Origin of the sequence: Clostridium sp. Marseille-P299, assembly GCF_900078195.1 — a bacterium.
Classification (GTDB): domain Bacteria; phylum Bacillota; class Clostridia; order Lachnospirales; family Lachnospiraceae; genus Lachnoclostridium.
In genome coordinates this window covers 1301244-1324730 of record NZ_FJVE01000007.1, presented here as the reverse complement: position 1 = coordinate 1324730, position 23487 = coordinate 1301244, and the positions used below count along the sequence as shown (strand labels likewise).

Genomic DNA, 23487 nt, shown 5'->3' with positions numbered 1-23487 from the left:
TTTATACATTTTATTGTATAGATTCATTTTTTTCCTTCATTATTTTTGATTTATTCGGGAAAATTTTGAGACTATTTTACAAAAGCATCAAAAAAGGAACGAAGGTAAATTACAACCTCCATTCCATTTTTGATGCTTACTCATTCCTATAATCACTTGGATTCATGCCTGTAATTGATTTAAAGTTACGTCTAAACGTTAATAGATTCGAATAGCCACATAATTCTGCTATTTGTTCTAATGACAATTTTCCTTCATCCAAAAGTCTTTTTGAGTATGCAATTCGTTTCTCTTGGATGTATTGTAAATAGGTTACTCCTAGATTCTGTTTGCAACATTGTGTAATATATTTATTACTCACACCAAATTTTTCTGTTATTGTAGCAAGTGAAATATCAGGATTTCTATAATTCTCATCAATATATTCGATAATTTCTTTTCCTAATTTTTCAACATCTTTTTTATCATTGGTAATTAACTGCAGCTGATTACATATTGTTTCATATACCGCATAATAATACTGAAAACTTTCTTCTAAGGTAGAAGCAAATTTTATTTTATCTATATTAATATGGGTAATATTATGAGAATTGATTCCCTTTAATACTTTTAACGTGGATATATGCAATTCATCGATTAGGCATTGAATTGCTGTGACTGAGCAATCATATTCCGCCATATTTTTTTCGTATATTTCATCCAATAGTTGCTTCGCTTCCACTAGATTTTGTTCTCTTAATATTTTATCTAAACGTTTTACAAAATCTTTTGGGAAATAGTATTCTTGCTTACCTTTCGTATTTTCTTCCTCATAAAAGTATACACTGCCTCTACCACCAACTAGCATTCCATCCAAAGCCTTGATTGCGTTATTGCAGGCTTCCTGTAAAAGACTGATATCATCTCTTACTTGATCTACTCCCATAGTTATTACATAATCTTTATTATCTATAATACTTACTACTTTTTCATGAATTTGATAAAATAATTCATCTTTTAGATCTGCAGTATCACTGTTTACAACCATATAGATATGATTCATATCTTTTATATAACAATATACTTGCATCTCTTCTGTATAGAATATTTTACACGTTGATTGTATTAGATTTGCTATATTGGCTAAGTCATTTGATTTTATATAATCCGTTCCAACGTAAGCAATGTTAAACACAGAAATACTAAAATATGGGCGTTTTAGGTCAATGTATTCTTCTTGCCAAAGTACACTTAACTTCTCATCTTGAACATTTCCAGTTAGGATTCCATGTAACATCCCTTGTTCTGCATAAGGTGCAATGGTTATCATTTTCTCCCGGTATCCATTGCGTTCACCAATTAAGCCTTCAATCCCTTTAATAATATTATCAAGTTCATCCTTTTCATCATTTTCCATTTCGTTATTCATTATTTTTTCGATGCTTCCAATTGGTAGATAATATTTATTTGCAAAATAGTACGCTAAAATAGCAAATAGGATACATCCACTAAATCCTAATAATATCATAAGAGTTAGTCCAAGATTTCCTGTAAAATCAAATTCATTTTCATCGATAATGAGTTCATATGTCACTCCATAATTTACCTTGGAGTTTTGTTGAATTGTAATTCCTGTTACGTCTGATGTTTCAAAAATGGTTTTATCATTTAATATTAATCGAAAGCTTGTACTTTCATTCATTATTGATTCTAAATTATCCATTAATCCTTCATAGTCAAATAGTACACAAATAAGTCCTTTGCTTCGGCTTAATAGATTTGTTTGATATGTATAATCTTCACAAAATATTAGATACTCCTTGGTAAATGTGAGTATCTCAATATCATTAATATGTAGTAAATTCTTAACTGAGTCTTTTTTGATTATGCTTCCTTGCTCTAATGTATTTTCAAATGGTTCTTTCATCCAAACAATTCCAGAGCTTGCATTCACTCTCTTGCTATCGTTAAGAAATAACATAACTTCAGTTACATTTAAATTTCTTGATGAAGTTTTTGCAGTAGTAATTGCATTTTTTACTTGATAAGCAGTATAAGAATCCGTATATTCATTCTCGCTACCCACGTCCATACACATTTTCTTGATATATGTATTACTATTCAATCTAGATGTAATTGTTTTTGCCGTGGACAATTGGTCATCCCAAAATCTAGAGATTTCGTTTGCCATAACTTCATAATATGCATTCTTTCTTTCCTTATTCAATACCGCCGTTTCATAAATAGCCATTACAGAATATATACAAAAACATAAAGAGATAATTATAAGATAAGAAAAAAAGAGTCTTTTAAAAACCTTGCTTTTAAAATAATTGTTTTGAAACATGACTTTCTCCCAACTGTCTTATTCATATGTATTTTTTATTATTATAACAATATTTTCATTATTATAACAAATTTTTTATTTTCTCACAACAACTTAAATTTTTCAGAAATGTGCAACATTTTATAAGCAGGTTAAAATATGCACTTAAAAGCTTAGGAAAATAACTCTCATAAAGGAACTGTAGAGAAAGTCCCATACTTTCATCTGGAACTTTCTCTACAGCTATTATCTATACTCTACGCTCTTTTTCTTTTATAATTAATCTTTCCTGTTTTACGTTAAAATTATTTTTTTTATTTTTCATATTATTTGCTTTAAAATTATTCTTTCGTATTTTTACTTTATAAAATTACTCTTTGTGCTTTTTACTTTCAATAAATAGTTTTAGAAACTCTTCTACAATATTATCATTACTTCCCTCTCCTGTTAATGTAGCTCCCATGGTACTACTACGAACCTTAGCTAATAATTCATTAAACTTTGGAATTAAAGTTTCTGGAACTTTTGCAGTTGCTACAGCTGCGGTGTCAAGTGCTTTATTAAATGCTGCTGCCCCCAATGTTTTTGTAACATTAGAACTACCAATTGATTTAGCTATATCGAATAGACTTGTTTTATCAGTCTTTGTCTCCTTCTCCATATTTTTTTCCTCCATTTTTGGATTCTCCTCGACTTTTGCCTCATGCTCTACTGTTAAATCTTTCTCATTATTTATATCTTCCTCTATTTTTACATCTTCTTCTGCTTTTATATCTTCCTCTGCTTTTATATCTTCTTCTGCTTTTATATCTTCCTCTATTTCTTTATATTCATCTGTTTTTGTGTCTTTCTCTACTTTTGTATCTTTCCGTCCTTCTGCTGCTTCTGATTGTGCTGGTTTTACCGTTGCTCTTTTAGCTTTTTCTTTTTCTAATAACTCCGATAGATTTAAACTTTCTACTATCTTTGACAAATTTGTTGACTCCATTATTTTACTTAAACCTGATTTCTCCAAAATTGTTTGCATTCCTTCCTCTTTAAATATATTTGACATCTCATCACCTTTAAATAGCTTTGACATCTCATCATTTTCAAATAGCTTCGATACATCATTACCTTCAAATAACTTCGATATCTCATCACTTTCAAATATTTTCGGCATTTCATTACCTTCAAATATCTTTGACATCTCATCATTTTTAAATAACTTTGACATCTCATTACCTTCAAATAACTTCGATACATCATTATCTTCAAATAACTTCGATACGTCATTATCTTCAAATAGCTTCGATACATCATTCTCTTCAAATAACTTCGACACATCATTTTCTTCAAATAGCTTCGACATATCATTTTTCTCAAATAACTTTGACACATCATTTTCTTCAAATAACTTCGATACGTCATTATCTTCAAATAGCTTCGATACATCATTTTCTTTAAATATCTTCGACATTTCATCACTTCCAAATGGATTTGACATCTCATCACTTCCAAAAAGATTCGATATCTCGTCGGACTCAAATGCTTTTGATATCTCATCAATATCAAATTCTTGTTCTATATCGTCCGTGTTAAACATACTTGAAAAATCATCCGTATCTAAACTAGTTGCTGAAACACCCGATTCACACTCGTTTGTTTTTACTTTGTCATCACAAGGTAAATTTATGTTTGCAAATACAAGTGCTATAGTTGGTGCATAAGTCGGTGCAATTGTTGGAGCTAGCGTTGGGGCTAATGTTGATTCAAGAGTAGGTGCATAGGTCTTTTCACATGTTTTTTCTAAAGTTGGCGCATAAGTCTTTTCACATGTCTCCTCTAAGGTTGGTGCGTAGGTCTTTTCATGTGTCTTCTCTAAGGTTGGCGCATAGGTTTTTTCAAGTGTCTTCTCTGTAGTTGGTGCATAAGTCTTTTCACATGTTTTCTCTAAAGTTGGTGCGTAGGTCTTTTCTAATGTCTTCTCTAAAGTTGGCGCGTAAGTCTTTTCTAATGTCTTCTCTAAGGTTGGTGCGTAGGTCTTATCTAAGGTTGGTGAATAGGTCTTTGCTAGAGTTGGTGCAAATGTCCTTTCAAGAGTTGGTGCGAATGTTGGTGCATAGGTTTCTTCTTCGGTTGGCGCTAACGTAGGTGCGTAGGTTTCTTCTTCCGTTGGCGCTAATGTTGGCGCAAATGTCAATTCAAGAGTCGGTGCTAACGTTGGTGCTAGGGTTGCTTCAAAGGTTGGTGCTAGTGTTGGGGCAAATGTTCCTTCTAAAGTTGGCGCTAGGGTTGGCGCAAATGTTCCTTCTAGGGTTGGCGCTAGCGTTGGTGCCAAGGATGCTTCAAAGGTTGGTGCTAACGTTGGCGCGAATGTTGGGGCAAATGTTGGATCGGTCGGTGGATCCGATGGGGGATCGGAAGGCTTTTCACAATGATGATCATGATCATGGTCTTTGCAGTCATTATGATCTGGTTTACAGTCATTATGATCTGGCTCACAATCATTATGATCTGGCTTACAGTCATTATGATCTTCCTCACAATCGCATTCATCTTTATGACAATCCCATGGATGCTCTCTATCTGAGTGGCATTTGCATCTACATGGACGGCATCTGCAAAAGCAAAAACATGGAAAACAACAACATCTGTTAAATCGGCATCTCATATTACTACCTCCCATATACTATCAATTAATTACTATGAATAATTTTACTCTTATTTTTTATTCGTAAAACTTCTTTACAATGCTAATATATGTCGATTTTTGTATATGTGTGACGGATGTTGTTAAAATATTAAAGATACAACCTATCCTGCAATCCTTATATAAAATAAATAATTCATATATATATTTTTAATTTTTTGCAAAGAAAAAGGATCATCTTAATGACAATCCTTTTCCAAAACCCTATTTTATTTAATTTTATGTGTACAAGTTATTCAAGATATTCAAGTTAAATTACTTATTATCCAATCTGATAATTTACTGCTTGTGACTGGAATAATTGATAGTATAAACTATCTTTTTTCTGCATTAGATTCTTATGAGTATCAAAGTCCGAAATACTTCCTTTATCAATAATTAGAATCTTATCGCAAAATACACTACTAGACATGCGGTGAGAGATATAAATTGCTGTCTTATCTCCTACTAATTGATTAAAATGCTCATAAATTTCTGCTTCCGCTAACGGGTCAAGGGCACTCGTTGGCTCATCTAATATAATAAGTCCAGCGTCTTTATAAAGTGCTCTAGCAATCGCTATTTTTTGTCCTTCACCACCAGACATCTCAATACCAGACTCATCATATGCTTTACCGAACATAGATTCAATACCATTTGGAAGTTTCTCAACTTTCCCCCTCATATCAATGGAATCTAGTAATTCAAGCACCCTTTGACTCTCTGTAGTTGTCTCACTACAATTAGCAATTTTAGAATCTGCATTCTTGTTACAGCTGACATTCTCACGGATTGAGAAAGCAAATAATTTATAGTCTTGAAAAATTGCAGCAATTCCTTTCATATATGATTCATGCTCATAATCAAAGATATCATGACCATTGATATAAATCTTACCTTCATCTGGATGATACAAACGACAAATCAATTTAATCAACGTAGTTTTTCCAGCGCCATTTAAACCAACAATTGAAATTTTTTCGCCTTTTTTAATTTCAAAGCTAATATCATTTAAAACTTTATGCTCACTATTTGGATAGGAAAAAGATACATGCTCAAAACGTATTGTTTCAATTTCACCAGAAAACACCTCAGTTCCTGTGATACTTTCTTCATCCGGAAGTGACATGAATTCCATAAAAGGATCCAGATAACTAAGCAATTGCATCACTGTTATCACATTCTTACCAATATCCATAATTGCCTTTGAAAAATTAACTGCAGATGAAACGTACATCGTAAAAGATCCAATACCGATTCGTTTACCAAACACATTGGTAATTACGCGAAGTCCAACATATCCATATATAATTGCAGCCTGTAAATCATTGACGATTCCAAATAACCCAAGTATCCTTCCTTGCTTTATATGAAACTCATTAAACCATGAATTGATTTCTTCATTGTATTCTATAACACGATCCGTTAGCATGTTATTCATTCCATATAAACGAATATCTTTTTGTATTTTATCGTCGTACGCTAAGCCAACATAATAACCATACTTACGATTTACTGGAATGATACTATTGAAAAATTTCACTTGATAATTATTAAAATTTTTCTGTATTAATAAAATAATTACAATTGTCAATAGTAACAGCAAGATTAAAATAGGACTTAATGTAAAAATAATAGCAGTCAAACCTATGATTGTAATAGCATTTTGCAATGTGGTTGCTATACTTTTAATCAGTTCTCCCATCGCGCCCTGATTCACACAAGCAAATACCGCACGTTCTTTTAAATCCAAGTAATATGGGTTTTCCAAATATGAAAATTCAACTTTCATAATTTTTTCTGCCATTGCCTGACTTAATTTCTCTTGCATATAGATTTGCTTGATATCCATAACTCTTTTTAATACCATGTTGAATAAAGTAATAATAGCATTGACTGCTACTACGAGAATCGTTAACTTGAATAATTCTACCTTATCACCTCTACCTAATAATTCATCGATTAGAAGTTTTGGTATTATTACATTGACAAAAATTTGTCCACTAGAAGCAATTGTACTTAAAAATAATAATATGATATACGATGGAGATATTTGAAATGAAAGCTTTATAAACATTTTAAGACTTTTCCATTTATTCATTTGCATAGGCTCCTTCCGTATAATATTTTCCTTGTACACTAAACATATGATAATAATCTCCCTCTAATTTCATAAGCTCATCATGGTTTCCATATTCTTTTAATCCAGTACCATCAAATAAAGCAATTTTATCACAAAACTTAGTACTAGCTAATCGATGCGATATATAAACAGAGGTTTTTCCTTTTACAAGTTCGCTAAAATTCTCATAGATTTCAGCCTCTGCAAGTGCATCTAGAGCTGCTGTCGGCTCATCCATAATTACCATATTGCCACCTTTATATAAAGCTCTTGCAATTGATAGCTTTTGACTTTCTCCTCCAGATAACTCAGCACCATCTTCTTCGATGATTTTTAACATCATCTGTTCCATTCCTTTTGGAAGCTTTTCTATCTTTTCCTTTAATCCCACACGTTGTAGTGCATCGTTTACACGTTCTTCATCAATATCAACCGATGAACATGCTACGTTTTCTTTCACCGTAAATGCTAGTATATTTACATCTTGGAAAACAACCGAAAACATGGAGAACAATTGTTTTTTATCAAACTCTTTAATTGGAATTCCGTTGATTCGTATTTCACCTTCCGTAACATCAAACAGTCCCACCATTAATTTTACAAGTGTACTTTTTCCTGCACCATTGATTCCAACGATTGCTAGACGTTCCCCTTTATGTATTGTAAAATTTAGATTTTTAAATATATATTTGTCGGTTCCAGGATAACAAAAGCTTACATTATCAAATACCACCTCTAAGGTATCATCTTTTATCGCCTCACGTGTTCCGCCTTTTTCACCTAAATCTTTTTCTATAAAATTAAAATAATCGTATACATATTGTCCTTCATTAATAATAAAGGCAATATCCCCTGCAACGGTTTTTAACATTAAAGATAATCCCGCTACAGCTGCTAAATACATTGAAAAGTCTGCAATTGACATGCCATTTAATGTTTTTATAATTAAAACGCCATATGTGATTGCATCACTAAGGATTAACGTGATCAGAGATAAGATTCCTAAAAGAAACTCTCTGTTTTTTATTAACTTATGAATATTTAAATACTTTTCTATCTCCTTATTATAATTTGATAGAATTCTCTCTTTTAACTGGTACAATCTGATATCTTTTCCATAAGTAAAATCATGAGTCGTTTTATAATAGTAACCTTTTCTTCTCTCAGCATGCGCTAACTCTTCTTTTTTCTTATATTGAAAATTATGTACACTTCTTTGTATAAATATAGTAACACCTATATTCATAATCAATCCCAATAATACAAATAGATTCAAGCGACCTATAAAAAATGTTAGTACGGTAATCGTAAGAAGTGTAGCTGGAATTCCAAAAAGTTTATGGTAGATACCTTCAATTCCATTATTATTTGAACTCGTAGCTGAAAATGCACGTTCATTCTTATCAAAAAATGTAGAATCCTCCATATGCTTATAATCTACACTTATAATCTTATCAAATACATCTTTGATGTAGATTAAACGAAGTTTCGTTAGTCTTGGATATGTGCATCCATTTATATAGGTGCGGATAAATCCAAAGATTGAAGTCAGTATAAAATAACCTCCGATGATTCCAACCACATAAACAAGGTCCGCACGCTCCCCAAGGGATAATTCAGTTATTAAGAGCTTTGGCAATACAATTGCAAAAAATGGATAGATGGCAGCTGCTATCGTATAAATAGCGAAGTACAGATAAATCTTCTTGTCTTGATTCGTAATGTTATCAAGCAAGCGTTTGAGTGTAGGTAGTATTGGATAACTTTGTTTTTCTGTCATAATTTAATTGACCCATTCCCTTCTTATTTATTCGTAATGTAATAAATGATAACCCTATTCCTTTGTGTCCCTAACCTATTCTTTTGTGTCCTTAACTTATTCTTTTGTGTCCTTAACCGCTTCTTTTGTCTTGTTAACTGATTCCAATATATCCATGATTCTTTTGTCTCCTTAACCTATTTTATTTCATTTGTACCTTAGATTGTCTTTGTATCGTTAACGATGTTTTTTACCCCCTCCGCTAATTCCTCAAAACGAACCTTATTTACCTCATATGTAATTTTTTTCGATTTTTCTGTACCTATAGAAATACTTACAAGCCTTGACTGCAGTAAAATATTAATATGGTGAGAAACCGTTGCTGGTGTAAGGTTTAAAGCATCTGCAAGTTCTTGTATATACATCTTTTGTTCGCATAATAATCGAATGATTCTTAGTCTTGTATCATCCCCTACTGCTTTTAAATCTGTTATTAAATGCTTATCATTCATTCGATTGTTCTTTTTTCTTTCAATGAATTGCAAGGTATAAATTCCAATGTAGCATTCATACTCATCGTCTGAAATGTCATCTATTGTTAGCATATTGTAGCAAAAAATTAATGGAGTTATTTTTGTGAACTTATCAATTTGAAAGGATAGAATCTCACTTTTACTAATTAAATCCTCTAAGAATTTGGATTGCTCTAATTGCTCTATCGCTTCTTCAAATTCTTTTTGAATGATATAAAAATATTTTTCACAAATTCCTTCGCTTTCCCTGAAAAATTTTGCTAATTCAATCCATACCTCATAACGCTCACTATACAGTTCAATCATTTGCATTTTAAAATCTGCATCTAGCCTCATGCTTGAAAAGTAACCAATAAGGTCTATGACATTAGACACGGTTCTTACAGACGAATTCTCCTCTGATGAATATTCATTGACAACTGTTGTAAAATGTTTATTAAAAATATCATCTATTCTCTCTTTTGTTTGCTCTTCTAGAGATTTATTACTATTTCTAGTTACCAATGTTAAAAGTTCTGATAACGTTTCTTTCTCAATTTCTGTTTTTTTAGAATACTTAAGTATTCTTTCATATTTTGAGGCGATTGGTATAATCTCTTCTAATACATGTTTTTTATAGTTAATCAGCGGTGATAAGAAGCTTTCCATTTCAGCGTTATCCATGCCAAGCTTTTCACTGTTCGTTATAAATTTTTGTTCTTGATTGGAAGAGGCTTGAATTAAACAAGAAATTGTTTCAATAATCCAATTTGGTTGTTTCATTAGTTCATATTTGACCATATCTATACTCCATTTTTTTCCTGGTGAATTTTATAAATATTACCATTATATTAGATATCTGTCAATGATTAAATATAATCATCTAATATGAATTACACCCTTCTAATATCATCTCCTTTTCGTAACTATATTTTTAGCAATTATTTGTAACTATTTTTTAAGCATTTTTTTGTAATATTTTTCGTTACAATTTTTTATAACATTTTTACGTAACAATGTTTTATCAGAGTTTAGCATAACATTATTACATTGGTCAATTAGAGAATGATTAAAAATTTCTAATAGATTGGTACTGATTTATTTTATACGCAAAAATGAAGAGACAAAATCCAATCATTTATGGAATCTTGACTCTTCATTTATATTCACGATATTTAATTATTAAAAAACTTCCTATTGTCTTTTATACTCAATATCCAGATTAGCAATAACTTTATTCGCTACTTTCTCATCCTTTTGAAACGAGATAGTAACGCTACATGGAATTGTATATCCCCCAACGGTTATATCCTTTGTCAATTTCATCTTATCATTCGCTAGACTATTCATAAACTCGTCCTTATTATAAGTAGCTATTGTCATAATTTGATTTAAATAGTTTGTATAGTATTCTGCTGCTTTAAGATACACATCATTATAATCATTATTCATCATTGATAAAGAATTATTTTCTGTTGCCTGTACATCCTCAATGGATTCTGTACTCTCACCGAATCGTTCACCATCATCATCATTTGATAATGTACTACTATCATTGGACTTCGTAGTATCAATGGTTAAGGTTGTATAATAACGAAAATCAGAAATAGAATAATCTCCTACATTATTATCCATTGTCACTAAAATTATAGTAGACTCTCCATTCATGTCATATCCATCGAACTCAGCAGTATAAATTGTGTTCTTTTTTTCTTTTTCACTTGTTTGCTTTGTAAATTTAACACCTGTAAACTTGTGATAAGGATCTAATGGCAAAAAGAAATTAGTAAAATCCAAAGGAAATTCTTTGAATTTCTCATCCTGAAGAACTAATCCATCACGATAAGCCGAATATAGTAATCCAGAACGGCCCGTTGTGGCAGACAGCTGTATACTTGGCTTAATGTCGCTACCAGCTTGATTGCTAGGTGTCACTTCCTTACGATAAAAATCAATATAAAATGGTGTGTTTTTATAAACTGCCTTTTTTGTCATTTCATTCGTTATATTATTACCACTGCTTATATTAAGCTTAGTATAGTCTGATTGCAGTAAGAGTTTTATATAACTATCAGGAATTGTATTTGAAAGTAATTGCTGTAAAATCTTTTTACCTTCTTCTATGGTTTGAAAACCATCTCTTAATGTTATTTTTATTGCCCCAGGCTCATTACTAATTTCAGAATTATTACTGTAACTTACCTCATATATATTCTCATCTCTCGCATTTTTACCTTCGCTACTTATATAACTAGATATATTCACCACCGGTATATTATCGGTTGTATTGTAATAATTCCATTCATAACTTTCGTAATCGACTCTCGTATACACTCCTAAACCTGGAACTAACTTTAGAAGGTTTTGAGTTAATTCTACTTGATTCTTCTGCAAATTCAAAGGGTTCTTTATTAATTGCGATTTTATTGATGAACCTATATTACTTCCTGTTATCTCTAAAAGTGTTGCATCTCCTAATTCTAAGGATTCTGGAATTGTAGTTGGTTTCGGCGCTGTAGTGATTGCAGCCCCCTTAGTTGGAATTGGTGTTGTGGGACTTATAACCACGGTAGGCTCTGGCATTTTTGTAGGCTCTGGTTCTTCTGTAATGCCCGGTGTAACCTTCGGTATGTCCGGTGTTACCACTGGTGTAATCTCTGGTTCAATACTTGGTATTGGTGTTATATCAACAATAGGAGTTGGACTAATTTCTACCACCTGTGTTGGATATACCCCTTCGGTTGGAATTGGCTCTATTCCATTTGTTGGTACTGGAATAGACGTAGGCACTACGGTTGGCGTCACTATAGGTGATACTATGACTTCTTTTGGATCATCTTTATGTTTACATGCGCTACCAAATAGCATGACCATTATCATCAAACCAATAAAACATGTCGACTTTCTCATACATACCTCCTTGACAAATAAATCACTACACATCCAAAACTTTACTTTTTTCCCAAATATTTTTCTAAGTAGTTCTATTATATCTGTTTTATGTAATGGATACAAGCACTACAAATCTTAAGATAATCTTACAAAAAAACTCCTCCTTTTATAAGCAAAGGAGAAGTTTTATTGAAACGATTTTAATTTAATTATTTGTTGCTAATTTTTATATGTATTCCATTATTTTATCCATTGTAAATTTTAAAGCATATTTATTATTTTTACTTAAGTAAGCAATCAATCCGCTATTCTTCCAATAAATTATTTATCTTACTACGCAATGTATCTTCCTCATCGATAAATCCTTCTACATACTCGACAATTTCACCATCACGATTTATAAAATAAGTAACTGGTATGGAATATATCGTATAGTTATATGCAGCTTCAAGACTCGTATCATAATATACTGGGAATGTATAGTTGTTTTTCTCCACGTATTCACTTCCACTTTCTACTGTTTCTTGATATCCATCTGCAAGATTAACCATTAAAAATTGAACATCTTCACCAAGTTCTTCGTATAATGTTTGAAAATGAGGCATTTCATATTTACAAGGGCTACACCAACTAGCCCAGAAATTTAAAACAATTGGTCTTCCAATGAAATCTGATAATTTCACTTCATTACCATCTATATCAGTAACTGTGAAATCCTTTGCTTTTTCTAACTGTTCTGCATTGTTGCCATTATTAGCACCATTGTTTAAATCGTTGCCTGTTTCATTGTTTGATCCATCAGCGAGTTGATTTTCTTGATTACTTCCGTTATTCTCTTCTTTTGTTATTTTTTCCTTTTCTTGTTGCTTATATATTTCACTAAGCTTGTTATATGAAAAATAAGCAACTACCATAAGTAAAATTAATCCTACAGCTAATACAATCGGTTTTGTTTTCTTCATTCAAATCCCCATTCTTGCGCATGATTTTTGTACATGTCTTTGCGCATATACTTTGCACATTATCCTCGTATCATTTTAAAGGAATACTCTGTTCCTATCTACTTAACATAGATATTAAGATACCCAAGCGTCCCGTCATCATTAAAATACCAATAACAATTAATAATCCACCGGAAATCGTCTGTACCGTTTTATAATTTCGTTTTATAAATCCAAATATACCTTTAAAATATTCAATTAATACAGCAGATAGAACAAAAGGTATCCCAAGTCCAATGGAATACAGCAATAACATTATAATCCCTTTTGTTGCTCCACCACTTTGTGTTGCAAGCATAAGCGCTGAACCTAAAAATGCTCCTACACATGGTGTCCATCCAATGGAAAATATAATCCCAAAAAGAACAGAGGATAAAAATCCTTGCCCCAATTTGTTCATACTGATTTGTTTCCCATGAAAATTAGGAATTCGAATCACGTTCATGAAATTAAGCCCAAATAGTATCATAATAATACCAAGGACCACATTGACTATGGATTGATATTCCCATAATACTTTTCCTGCAAAACCTGCAAATGCACCTAAACATATAAAAACTATTGTAAAGCCAAGTACAAATCCAAATGCGTTACGAAGCGTTTTCTTCTTTGTTTCTGATTCTTTTTGACCAGCAAAGTAAGAAATGTAAATTGGTAGCATTGGTAATAAGCAAGGGGAGATAAATGTTATGATTCCCTCTAAAAATACAATAATGTATTCCATTCTCTTCTCCTTCTCTAAAATATTCGTTTTACCATTATAACCTTTCTATTACAAGCTGACTGTAACTTAGTCACAAAAGGTTTATTGTAGTCTAACATCTAGTTTTTAAAAAATCAATGATTCGGGTATAAAATCCCTGCTTACTTTGTGAAAACGGTAATTTACACAAAGTTAAAAGACTCCTGCTTCGATTTTAATGCGTAAGATATTCTAAAATTAATCTATTAAAATCTTGTAGTATAATGTATTATTTGTATTGTAAGTATTTCATATTTGTTTTCGATACCAAAGTAAGATGTTCAATACGTAACATCGATAAAATAAAAATTATAGGAGGCATACCAGTGGAAGGAGTAGAAAGATATAAAGTAAAGTTACTTCCTCATAATAAGGAGTGGAGAAATGAGTTTCTTCAAGTCAAAAATGAAATTGAAGCAATTTGGAGCAACAATATCTTAGATATTCAGCATGTGGGAAGTACTGCGATTCATAATATTTGTGCGAAACCTATATTAGATATAGCGGTGCGTTTGAAATCAATAAAAGAGATGGATATTGATTCTATGAAAGGATTAGGATACGATTACTGTGGTCCACAGCACGGAAGTGATACCTATCATTTATATGTATTACGAGGCGTAAATCAAGTGTCTTTAAGGCACATCCACTGTTATGATTCCCTTGATAATGAGTATTTTCAGTTGGTTGGATTTCGTGACTATCTGAATTCACATTCTGATGTAGCACAGAAATACGCTGAACTAAAGGAAATTCTTGCAGCTGAGTATCCTGATAACAGGGTTGCCTACACAAAAGGTAAGCATGACTTTATTCAAAATATTTATTCCTTATTGGATGAAACATAAATTGTGATAGAGCCATAATTTTAAAGAGCCATCGTAGATTAAGTTAAATTTACAACTCTACTTACGATGGCTCTTTGCTTATATTTTGATTTATCTAAATCAGTATCTTAATTCAATATTTTAATTCAATATTTAGAACTTATCTCAATGTGTCAATTCAATATCTTATTTCAAAATCTTAATTCAAATCTTATTTCATTATATCAATTCAGTATTTGAATACAAATCGAAATTAATATACTAACTCAATATCTCGTTTCAATATTTCTTATCTAAAATTCTCAACTGCTGCGCGTTCGATATTCAAACCTTTTTTATATCTTTGCATAAACACAGAAACACCTGCTACATCTTTTTCATCTGGTGCGATTGTAGTTCCTGTCATACCGGCAAATATCTTATCAGAAAGAAATTCATCCAACGTTTCTCCATCTTCCTTATTCACAAGATATGCTGCCAATAACGCCATTCCCCATGCGCCACCTTCACCTGCGGTATCCATAACTGTAACAGGAGATTCCATCACTGCTGCCATAATCTTTTGTCCAACGACAGGAGTTTTAAATAACCCACCATGACCAAGAATCTGATCAAGACCAACTCCCTCTTCTTTAAGCAAAATATCTAAGCCAACTTTCATTGCCCCTAATGCAGTAAGTAAATGTACACGCATGAAATTTGCTAAATTAAATTTGCTATCTGGCATACGAACAAATAGAGGTCTTCCTTCTTCAAAACCAGTGATATGCTCACCAGATAAGTAACCGTAGGATAATAAACCTCCACAGTCAGCGTCACCTTCTAATGCTTTGTTATACAAAGTTGCAAATAACTGATTCATATCAACTTGCATTCCCATTGCTTCACTGAATTCTTTTAATAAATTCACCCAAGCATTTAAATCCGAAGTACAATTGTTGCTATGCACCATTGCTACAGGGTCGCCAGCTGGTGTAGTAACGATATCAATTTCTTTATGTAATTTAGTTAGTGCTTTTTCTAAAACAATCATTGCAAATACTGAGGTACCTGCAGAAACGTTTCCTGTTCTTACTTTAACACTGTTGGTTGCAACCATGCCTGTTCCAGCATCCCCTTCTGGTGGACACATTGGAATACCAGCTGTTAATGTCCCAGTAGGATCTAAAAGCTTCGCACCCTCTTGGGTTAGACTTCCTGCATTCTCACCTGCAACTAGTGCTTTAGGTAAAATCTCTTCTAACTTCCATGTATAATTTCTATCTTTAATTCTTTCATTGAATAACTGAATCTTTTCTAAATCGTAATCTCTCTTCGCAGCATCTACTGGAAACATACCAGCAACATCACCGATACCTAACACCTTTTCACCAGTTAATTTCCAATGTACATACCCTTCTAAGGTTGTCATGTAATCAATGTTTGCAACATGTTCCTCACCATTTAAAATGGCTTGATACAAGTGCGCAATACTCCATCTTTGAGGAATATTATATTGAAATAGTTCGGTTAGCTCTTCTGCTGCCTGTTCCGTAATTGTATTTCTCCAGGTACGGAATGGAACCAAGAGCTCTCCATCCTTATCAAATGGCATATACCCATGCATCATTGCACTTATTCCAATGGCACCAACGCATGTTAACTCAATGTCATACTTATTCTTAACATCAAGTGCTAAATTTTTGTAACTATCCTGTATTCCTGACCAGATTGCCTCTAGCGAATAGGTCCAAATTCCATTCACAAGTTGGTTTTCCCAATCGTGTCCGCCTAAAGCAATTGGTTCATAATCCTCACCAATTAAAACTGCCTTAATACGTGTAGAACCAAGCTCAATACCTAACGCTGTTTTCCCATTTTTAATACTACTTACTATTCTTTCCTTATTCATGGACGCCCTCCTAAAGTCTTCCTTTATTTTTTCTTTTCTTTTGCCTTTGCAAATAAGCTCTGTAAAATAATAAAGAATGCGAGTAGAGTAGCAATCGTAATCCTAGTCCACCACGAGGATAAGGTGCCTTGGAAGGTAATAAAGGTTTCTATCGTACCTTTAATTAATACCCCAAACAAACTTCCAAAGACATTTCCAACACCACCCGTTAGCAAGGTACCTCCAATGACTGAAGATGCGATAGCTTCCATTTCAAGTCCTTTTGCTTGTTCAACAAAACCAGCACAGGTATTTAAACTAAATAAGAAGCCACCTAATGTGCACAAAAATCCATTCATCCCATAGACAAATAGTTTCGTTCTTTTCACATTTAATCCCATCATTAAGGCAGATTGCTCATTACCTCCTACAGCATAAATAGTACGTCCAATTTTAGTAAATTTCAATAGCAAAAACACAAATAGTAATATTAAAATTGCAATTATAACACTTGGATAGATAAATGGGTAAATTGTAACACCCTTTTTGTTAACTGTTCCACCTAAAAAAGGTAGGTTAACTTTATATTTTGCCCAGCTTAAAAATGTTTCATTTTTTATACTAATCATTTCCTGACTTATCATCGCAGTCATGCCTCTAGCAAAAAACATTCCCGCTAACGTTACTATAAATGGCTGTATTTTTAGATATGAGATGAAAAATCCTTGCACGAAACCAAAGCTTACGCCAACAATCAATACGACAATTAAGGCAGGTACTGCACCAATTCCTTTTTGCTCCATCATCCAAGCTAATAGCATACAGGTAAGGGCTACGACGGAGCCTACGGAAATGTCAATTCCACCAGTAATCATAACCATTGTCATGCCCGCAGCGATTACAATTAAGCCAGCGTTTGATATAAATAAATTTAAAAACACCTGTGGTTTTGTAAATCCATCCTCTTTAAATAGGATCATTCCTGCAATATACATTGTTACAAAGAGGCCTACAGTGATGAATAGTAAGAATGTATTACCACTTATTTTACGTTGTTTCTTCATCTATGCCACCTCACTTTTTGTGTTCCACTTAGCAGAAATTTTTCTCATGAACTTGTGAAATTCGTGAGATTGTAATGTTACAATGATAACAACAACGATTGCCTTATACACTGGTATCTGATCTGGTGAAACGCTCATTGCATATAAGGTTGTACTTAGTGCCTGAATCGTATAGGCACCGATGACACTTCCTATAAGTGAAAACTTTCCACCACTAAGACTATTTCCACCAAGGGCAACTGCTAGAATAGCATCCAGTTCTAAATTTAAACCTATGTTATTTGCATCTGCAGAATAAATTCTTGAAGAGGCTACAAGACCTGCAACTCCCGCGCATAAACCACAGAATACATATGCAAAAAAGATTATTTTATTTGAATTAATACCTACAAGTCTGGAAGCTTTTGGATTAATTCCTACGGATTGTATGTATAAACCTAGCGTTGTTTTCTTTAAAAGTACAGTGGTGATAATTACTACAAAAATAGCTACAAATATAGGTGTTGGGATTGGAATTTTCGGGATACTTGAACCTAACATTTTATAGGAATCTACACGGATATATGTAATTTGACCTTTGGTTATTAACTGTGCAATTCCTCTCCCTGCCGTAAATAAAATTAAAGTTGCCACCATTGGTTGTATCTTCATTTTAGCTACTAAAAATCCATTGAAACTACCACACAATATTCCTGCAAGTACCGCAGCTAATATCCCTAGCAAATATGGATTCTGGAATGCATTCACGGTTTGTTGTCCACCCGCTAAAATATAACAACAAACGGCTCCTGCTACAGACATAACTGCTCCAACTGAAATATCCGTCCCTCCAGATGCTGCTGCTACTAATGTCATACCCACAGAAAGAATGACCAAATCGCTTGAACGATTAATTACATCAATAATATAACCATAAAGAACGCCATTTTTAATACTCACTTCAAAAAATCCAGGTGTTTTAAGAAGATTCGATAACAGTACCAACACGAGGCAAAATATCGGTAAAAATAGTCGATATGAGGTTGTTTTTTTAATAAATACTCCTACCTTATTCATCCTTTTCCCCTCCTGCAATAGCCTTCATTATATTGTTCTGGTTTAAGTCCTCTTCTTTTAATTCTCCAACTTTTTGCCCATCACGAAGTACAGCCATTCGATTACAAGTACGTAACATTTCTTCTATCTCTGAAGAAATAAATAAAATCGACATTCCCTCATTTGCTAATTTAACAACTAATTTTTGAATCTCTGTTTTGGTTCCAACATCGATCCCCCTTGTGGGTTCATCAAGAATCAAAAAATCTGGATTTGTTAAAAGCCACCTACCAAGTACTACTTTTTGTTGATTTCCTCCACTCAACTGTTTTACTGGAGTATCTCGATCCGCGGTTTTTATCTGTAAAAGTGCAATGTATTCATCTGCAAATTTTTCTTGTTCCCTCTTACTTAGCGGATGCATCATTCCTTTCTTTGCTTGCAATGCTAGAATTATATTTTCACGAACCGATAAGTCAGCAATAATTCCTTCTTCCTTCCGATTTTCTGGAAGATATGCCATTCCTACCTTCATGGCCTCTAACGGTGTATCTATTGTTACTTTTTGCTGCTTTACAATCAATTCTCCTGAATCCGATTTATCTGCACCATATAAGCTTCTTGCCAACTCAGAGCGTCCTGAGCCTAGTAGGCCAGTAAGTCCAATCACTTCTCCCTTTTGAATGTGCAAATCATAAGGTTTGATTTTCCCACTATGACCAATTCCCTTTGCATCTATAATTGTCTCTTTCTCTTGCTTTATTTCCCCCGAAGTCTTTTTTATTTCAGCTAAATCATCAAAATCCTTCCCCATCATCTTTGCTACCAGTTGTACTCTAGAAAGACTTGTAACTTCGTACTCGCCTACCAAAGCACCATTTCTAAGTACTGTAATTCTGTCACATATCTCATAAACCTGTTCTAAAAAATGTGTTACGAATATGATACCGACTCCTTCTGCCTTTAAAAATTTCATCAGCGAAAACAGTTTTTCGACTTCATTTTCATCCAGAGATGAAGTCGGTTCATCTAGTATTAAAACCTTTGCTGACATGTCGACTGCTCTTGCAATTGCTAACATTTGTTGAATTGCAATGGAATAATTTTCGACTGGCTTTGTAACATCAATCTCTATTTTTAAGCTTTTTAAAAGTTCTTTTGCCCTTTGGTTCATAACTTTCCAATCAATTAGCCCTGCTTTTTTTGGTTCTCTTCCAATATATAAATTTTCTGCTACCGATAAATTTGGACACAAATTAACTTCTTGATATACTGTACTAATCCCATTTTTTTGTGCTTCTTGTGGGGAGCGATTCACAATACTACTTTCATTCCCTGCTATTTTTATTTCTCCTAATTCAAATTCTTCTACCCCAGTTAGTACTTTAATTAAGGTTGATTTACCCGCACCATTTTCACCCATTAGGGCGTGAATCTCTCCTTTTCTTAAAGTAAAGTTTACATCCTCCAAAGCCTTTACACCGGGAAATGTCTTGGAGATATGACGCATGCTTAATACGATTTCTTCTGACATATTCATCCCTCTCTTTATGATTCATTTACTTTTAATTTTCTTCTAATTATGGTTTTAATACGAAAGGGGTGTTGCAGTCGGACATTTCAATCCTTCTGTTCTCAACACCCCTTTCTCCGGTCTTATTAAATATCTATATGTAATTTTTAATCCTAAATCTGTACGCTAACATTTTCTTTATTCAGATGTACAAGAATTATTAATATGCACGGGATGGTTTAATTTCTGCTGCAGTTTCCGCTGGATAAACGCCTTCTTCTACATATGCAATCTTATCAACAGTTTCACCCTTTTCAAGTTTTTGAATAATCTCTGATACACGAGGTCCATGAAGTGGGTTACATTCTACCGATACGTTCATATCTCCTGCGATCATTGAATCAAATGCAGCTGCTACCGCATCAAAAGATATAATTGTAATATCACCATTCGGTCCACATGTTTTTCCTGCAGCTTTAATCGCATCAATTGCACCAAATGCCATATTGTCATTTTCTGCAATCACTACATCAATATCATCATAAGTCTTTAGGAAAGATTCCATAACTTCTTGCCCCTTTGCTTGCGTAAATTCACCAGTCTGTCTTGCAAGCATCGTCCAATTTGTATGTGCTGCCATTTTTTCAGTAACACCATCGGTACGTCCTATCTGTGCAGATGATCCAATGGTACCTTGTAATGTAACGATATTAATAGCCTCACTCTCACGTCCTTTTTCTTTTAAATAACCTTCTAGCCAAGCAACTGCGTCATAACCTTCTTTCAGGAAGTTTGATCCTACCCATGCTGTGTATAAGGAATCATCGGATACATCCAGCATACGATCAACAATAATAACTGGTATTTCAGCATCTTTTGCTTCCTGTAATACGGTATCCCATCCTGTTTCTGTGATAGGTGCGATTACTATATAATCTACATCCTGTTGTATAAAGTTACGTACTGCCTTTAACTGATTTTCCTGCTTTTGTTGCGCATCATCAAATATAAGTGAATAGCCATTTGCCTCAGTAAACGTATTCTTCATAGATTCCGTATTTGCTGTTCTCCAATCCGATTCCGCACCAACCTGTGAAAAACCTACAACAATCTTCCCCCCATCGCCAGAACCACCTGTCTTTGATGCTCCTTTTGAGTCATTGCCACAACCAGTTAGTAGCATTGATACCACCATCGTTGTAACCATTAGCATAGCAACTAATTTCTTTTTCATTGTTTACCCTCCAATATGATATAGTTTGTGTAACGATTTCTACACATTGCCTCCTCACGATTACCATATTTCTTTGATAAACATCATGTGTAATACCTTCACGTCCATATCCCCACTAATTAACTGCTACACACGATAACTTTGGTAATCTTGCACCCTTTGGTGCTTGTTGTAACTTTATCATACATTTTTTTCCATGCTCGCTCAATTCACTATTTTCTTTAAAATGTGGATTTTATTCCGTATCTTAAATATAAGCTTATAAAACGTTTGATATTTTATGAAAATGGTTGGTTTATTTATGAATTTAATTTTTGTACTTTAATCTTTAAAAATTTTTTATTGTAAATGGATTTTTTTAACAAATCTTTTTAGCTTATAACTACTACATATTTAATTTTATGTAAAATATTTAATCCTCGTAAAAGGTTCTACATAGGCTCTACATAGAATAATAGAATAGGTTCTACATAGCTTATACATACACTTTTATACTATCTTTTGATAAGCAGGAATTCTAACAGTTACCACTGTACCAATTCCATATTCACTCTCAATCGTCACCCCATATTCCTTACCATAGTTTAAGCGAATTCTTTCTGCCACATTGGCAATTCCAAAACCTTCTCTTGAATCGATATCATCTCCGCCCATATGAACCAATTTTTTCATCCTTCTTAATTCCTCTGGCTTCATACCGATTCCGTTATCCTCTACTTGCATAAATATTGTATGATCTGCCATCCAACCTTTTATTTTAAGAAATCCTTTTTCACGCTTATTTTTAATGCCATGGTATAAAGCATTTTCAACAATAGGTTGCAAGGTTAATTTCAAAGTTGTATATTCCTTAATTTCCTCTTCAAACTCAATCTCATAATCCATAATATCTTCATAACGAAAGTGCTGAATCTGTAAATAACTCCTTACATGATCTGCTTCTTCCTTGATGCTAATAAAATCATTTCCTTTATTTAAACCAATCCTTAAGAAAGAGGATAGTGCAGTAATCATATCAACTACTTCCCTATGTCTCTTTCCTTCTGCCAACCAAACAATCGTATCTAAGGTATTGTAAAGAAAATGTGGATTAATCTGTGATTGTAATAATTTTAATTCTGTCTTTCGTTGCCTTTCTTGTTCATCACGAATATGAGAGATCAATTCTTCGATGCGAATGACCATTTGATCGTATTGCTCACTAAGCATTCTTATTTCTTCTATGTTACTTTTAGGTGCATGTACCTTAAGTCCACCCTTTGCAATCTCCATCGTATATTGATATAGTTCCTCGATTGGATTTGCTATTTTATTAGCGAAGGAGGAAAATGATACTATTAAAAATGTTATAATGAACATTGATACTATAATACTTATAATAATAAGGTTTCTTATTTGATCGTCCAATTTTAAACGTACCGATTCTAATATTTTAGTCTCACTATAGATATAATTAGACATCGCCTCTTCAATTAAATCCGTAATGATATAAATATCATTGTCCAATCGTTCCATGTTCACATCATAGTCGCCAAATATATTACTTTTTTCAATATCCTTAATTCTTTCCTCTAAAATATCAATTAGAATCAGTATCCCATCCAGACCTTTTTTACTGCTTTCATGCTGTGTCGAATTTCTTAGCTGCGAAAACAACTCCTTGGAATCCGTAATGTCCGTATAGGGATCAAGAGTTTTAAATTTCGCTGCACCAATTACAATCCGGTACATTTTATAATCAATATTGGATTTAAAATCAAAATTAAACTCCGTTGCCATCGTTAAGTTATGTATGCTTTGACGATACTGAGAACTTTGCCAGCCCATCATATATAGTAATATCCCAATCATAAGTATGACTGGGATAAATACCATAGCCTGCATATAATGAATATTTGTCTTAATTGATGTGTTTTTACGCCCCATGAAACTATCTCCTT

15 protein-coding genes are annotated in these 23487 nt (G+C 33.0%); 1 reads left to right on the top strand and 14 read right to left on the bottom strand.

The window, feature by feature from the left end:
* Window positions 1–136 precede the first annotated feature (136 nt).
* The 8 genes from BN4220_RS13705 to BN4220_RS13670 all read right to left on the bottom strand — a co-directional run bounded on the left by BN4220_RS13705 (window position 137) and on the right by BN4220_RS13670 (window position 13986).
* Window positions 137–2326 (bottom strand): helix-turn-helix domain-containing protein, encoded by a 2190-nt coding sequence (locus BN4220_RS13705; protein ID WP_066717404.1) that lies wholly within the window; start codon window positions 2324–2326, stop codon window positions 137–139.
* 349 nt (window positions 2327–2675) lie between these two features.
* Window positions 2676–4958, bottom strand: coding sequence for a hypothetical protein (locus BN4220_RS13700; protein ID WP_066717402.1), 2283 nt, complete (start codon window positions 4956–4958; stop codon window positions 2676–2678).
* Between the two features lie 301 nt (window positions 4959–5259).
* Entirely contained in the window at window positions 5260–7077 is a 1818-nt protein-coding gene (locus BN4220_RS13695) for an ABC transporter ATP-binding protein (RefSeq protein ID WP_197467940.1), read from the bottom strand.
* On the bottom strand, window positions 7070–8878 hold the full coding sequence (locus tag BN4220_RS13690) for an ABC transporter ATP-binding protein (RefSeq protein WP_066717397.1): 1809 nt from the start codon (window positions 8876–8878) through the stop codon (window positions 7070–7072). Before BN4220_RS13690 ends, BN4220_RS13695 begins: the two co-directional genes overlap by 8 nt.
* 197 nt (window positions 8879–9075) lie before the next feature.
* Window positions 9076–10170 carry an ArsR/SmtB family transcription factor gene (locus BN4220_RS13685; protein ID WP_066717395.1) on the bottom strand — a complete coding sequence of 365 codons (1095 nt, stop codon included), beginning with the start codon at window positions 10168–10170 and terminating at the stop codon, window positions 9076–9078.
* A 393-nt stretch (window positions 10171–10563) separates the two neighbouring features.
* Window positions 10564–12279: a hypothetical protein gene (locus tag BN4220_RS13680; protein ID WP_066717393.1), complete on the bottom strand. Its 1716-nt coding sequence runs from the start codon at window positions 12277–12279 to the stop codon at window positions 10564–10566.
* A gap of 287 nt (window positions 12280–12566) precedes the next feature.
* Window positions 12567–13223 carry a TlpA family protein disulfide reductase gene (locus BN4220_RS13675; protein WP_066717389.1) on the bottom strand — a complete coding sequence of 219 codons (657 nt, stop codon included), beginning with the start codon at window positions 13221–13223 and terminating at the stop codon, window positions 12567–12569.
* A 94-nt stretch (window positions 13224–13317) separates the two neighbouring features.
* Window positions 13318–13986, bottom strand: a complete 669-nt coding sequence (locus BN4220_RS13670; protein ID WP_066717387.1) for a cytochrome c biogenesis CcdA family protein — start codon at window positions 13984–13986, stop codon at window positions 13318–13320.
* A 344-nt stretch (window positions 13987–14330) separates the two neighbouring features.
* Here BN4220_RS13670 and BN4220_RS13665 point away from each other — a divergent pair, with 344 nt between their 5' ends.
* Window positions 14331–14852 carry a GrpB family protein gene (locus tag BN4220_RS13665; RefSeq protein ID WP_066717384.1) on the top strand — a complete coding sequence of 174 codons (522 nt, stop codon included), beginning with the start codon at window positions 14331–14333 and terminating at the stop codon, window positions 14850–14852.
* A gap of 268 nt (window positions 14853–15120) precedes the next feature.
* Here the strand turns inward: BN4220_RS13665 and BN4220_RS13660 are convergent, their stop codons facing one another.
* From BN4220_RS13660 to BN4220_RS13635, 6 genes are all read right to left on the bottom strand, one after another.
* Window positions 15121–16722: a xylulokinase gene (locus BN4220_RS13660; protein ID WP_066717381.1), complete on the bottom strand. Its 1602-nt coding sequence runs from the start codon at window positions 16720–16722 to the stop codon at window positions 15121–15123.
* 23 nt (window positions 16723–16745) lie between these two features.
* A complete protein-coding gene (locus BN4220_RS13655) occupies window positions 16746–17765 on the bottom strand; it encodes an ABC transporter permease subunit (RefSeq protein WP_066717378.1) in 1020 nt (339 codons plus the stop codon).
* Window positions 17766–18821 carry an ABC transporter permease gene (locus BN4220_RS13650; RefSeq protein ID WP_066717371.1) on the bottom strand — a complete coding sequence of 352 codons (1056 nt, stop codon included), beginning with the start codon at window positions 18819–18821 and terminating at the stop codon, window positions 17766–17768.
* Window positions 18814–20334: a sugar ABC transporter ATP-binding protein gene (locus BN4220_RS13645; protein ID WP_066717367.1), complete on the bottom strand. Its 1521-nt coding sequence runs from the start codon at window positions 20332–20334 to the stop codon at window positions 18814–18816. Before BN4220_RS13645 ends, BN4220_RS13650 begins: the two co-directional genes overlap by 8 nt.
* Before the next feature lie 199 nt (window positions 20335–20533).
* Complete coding sequence (locus BN4220_RS13640; RefSeq protein ID WP_066717364.1) at window positions 20534–21547, bottom strand: ABC transporter substrate-binding protein; 1014 nt, start codon at window positions 21545–21547, stop codon at window positions 20534–20536.
* A gap of 489 nt (window positions 21548–22036) precedes the next feature.
* Entirely contained in the window at window positions 22037–23473 is a 1437-nt protein-coding gene (locus BN4220_RS13635; RefSeq protein ID WP_066717361.1) for a sensor histidine kinase, read from the bottom strand.
* Window positions 23474–23487: the final 14 nt, after the last annotated feature.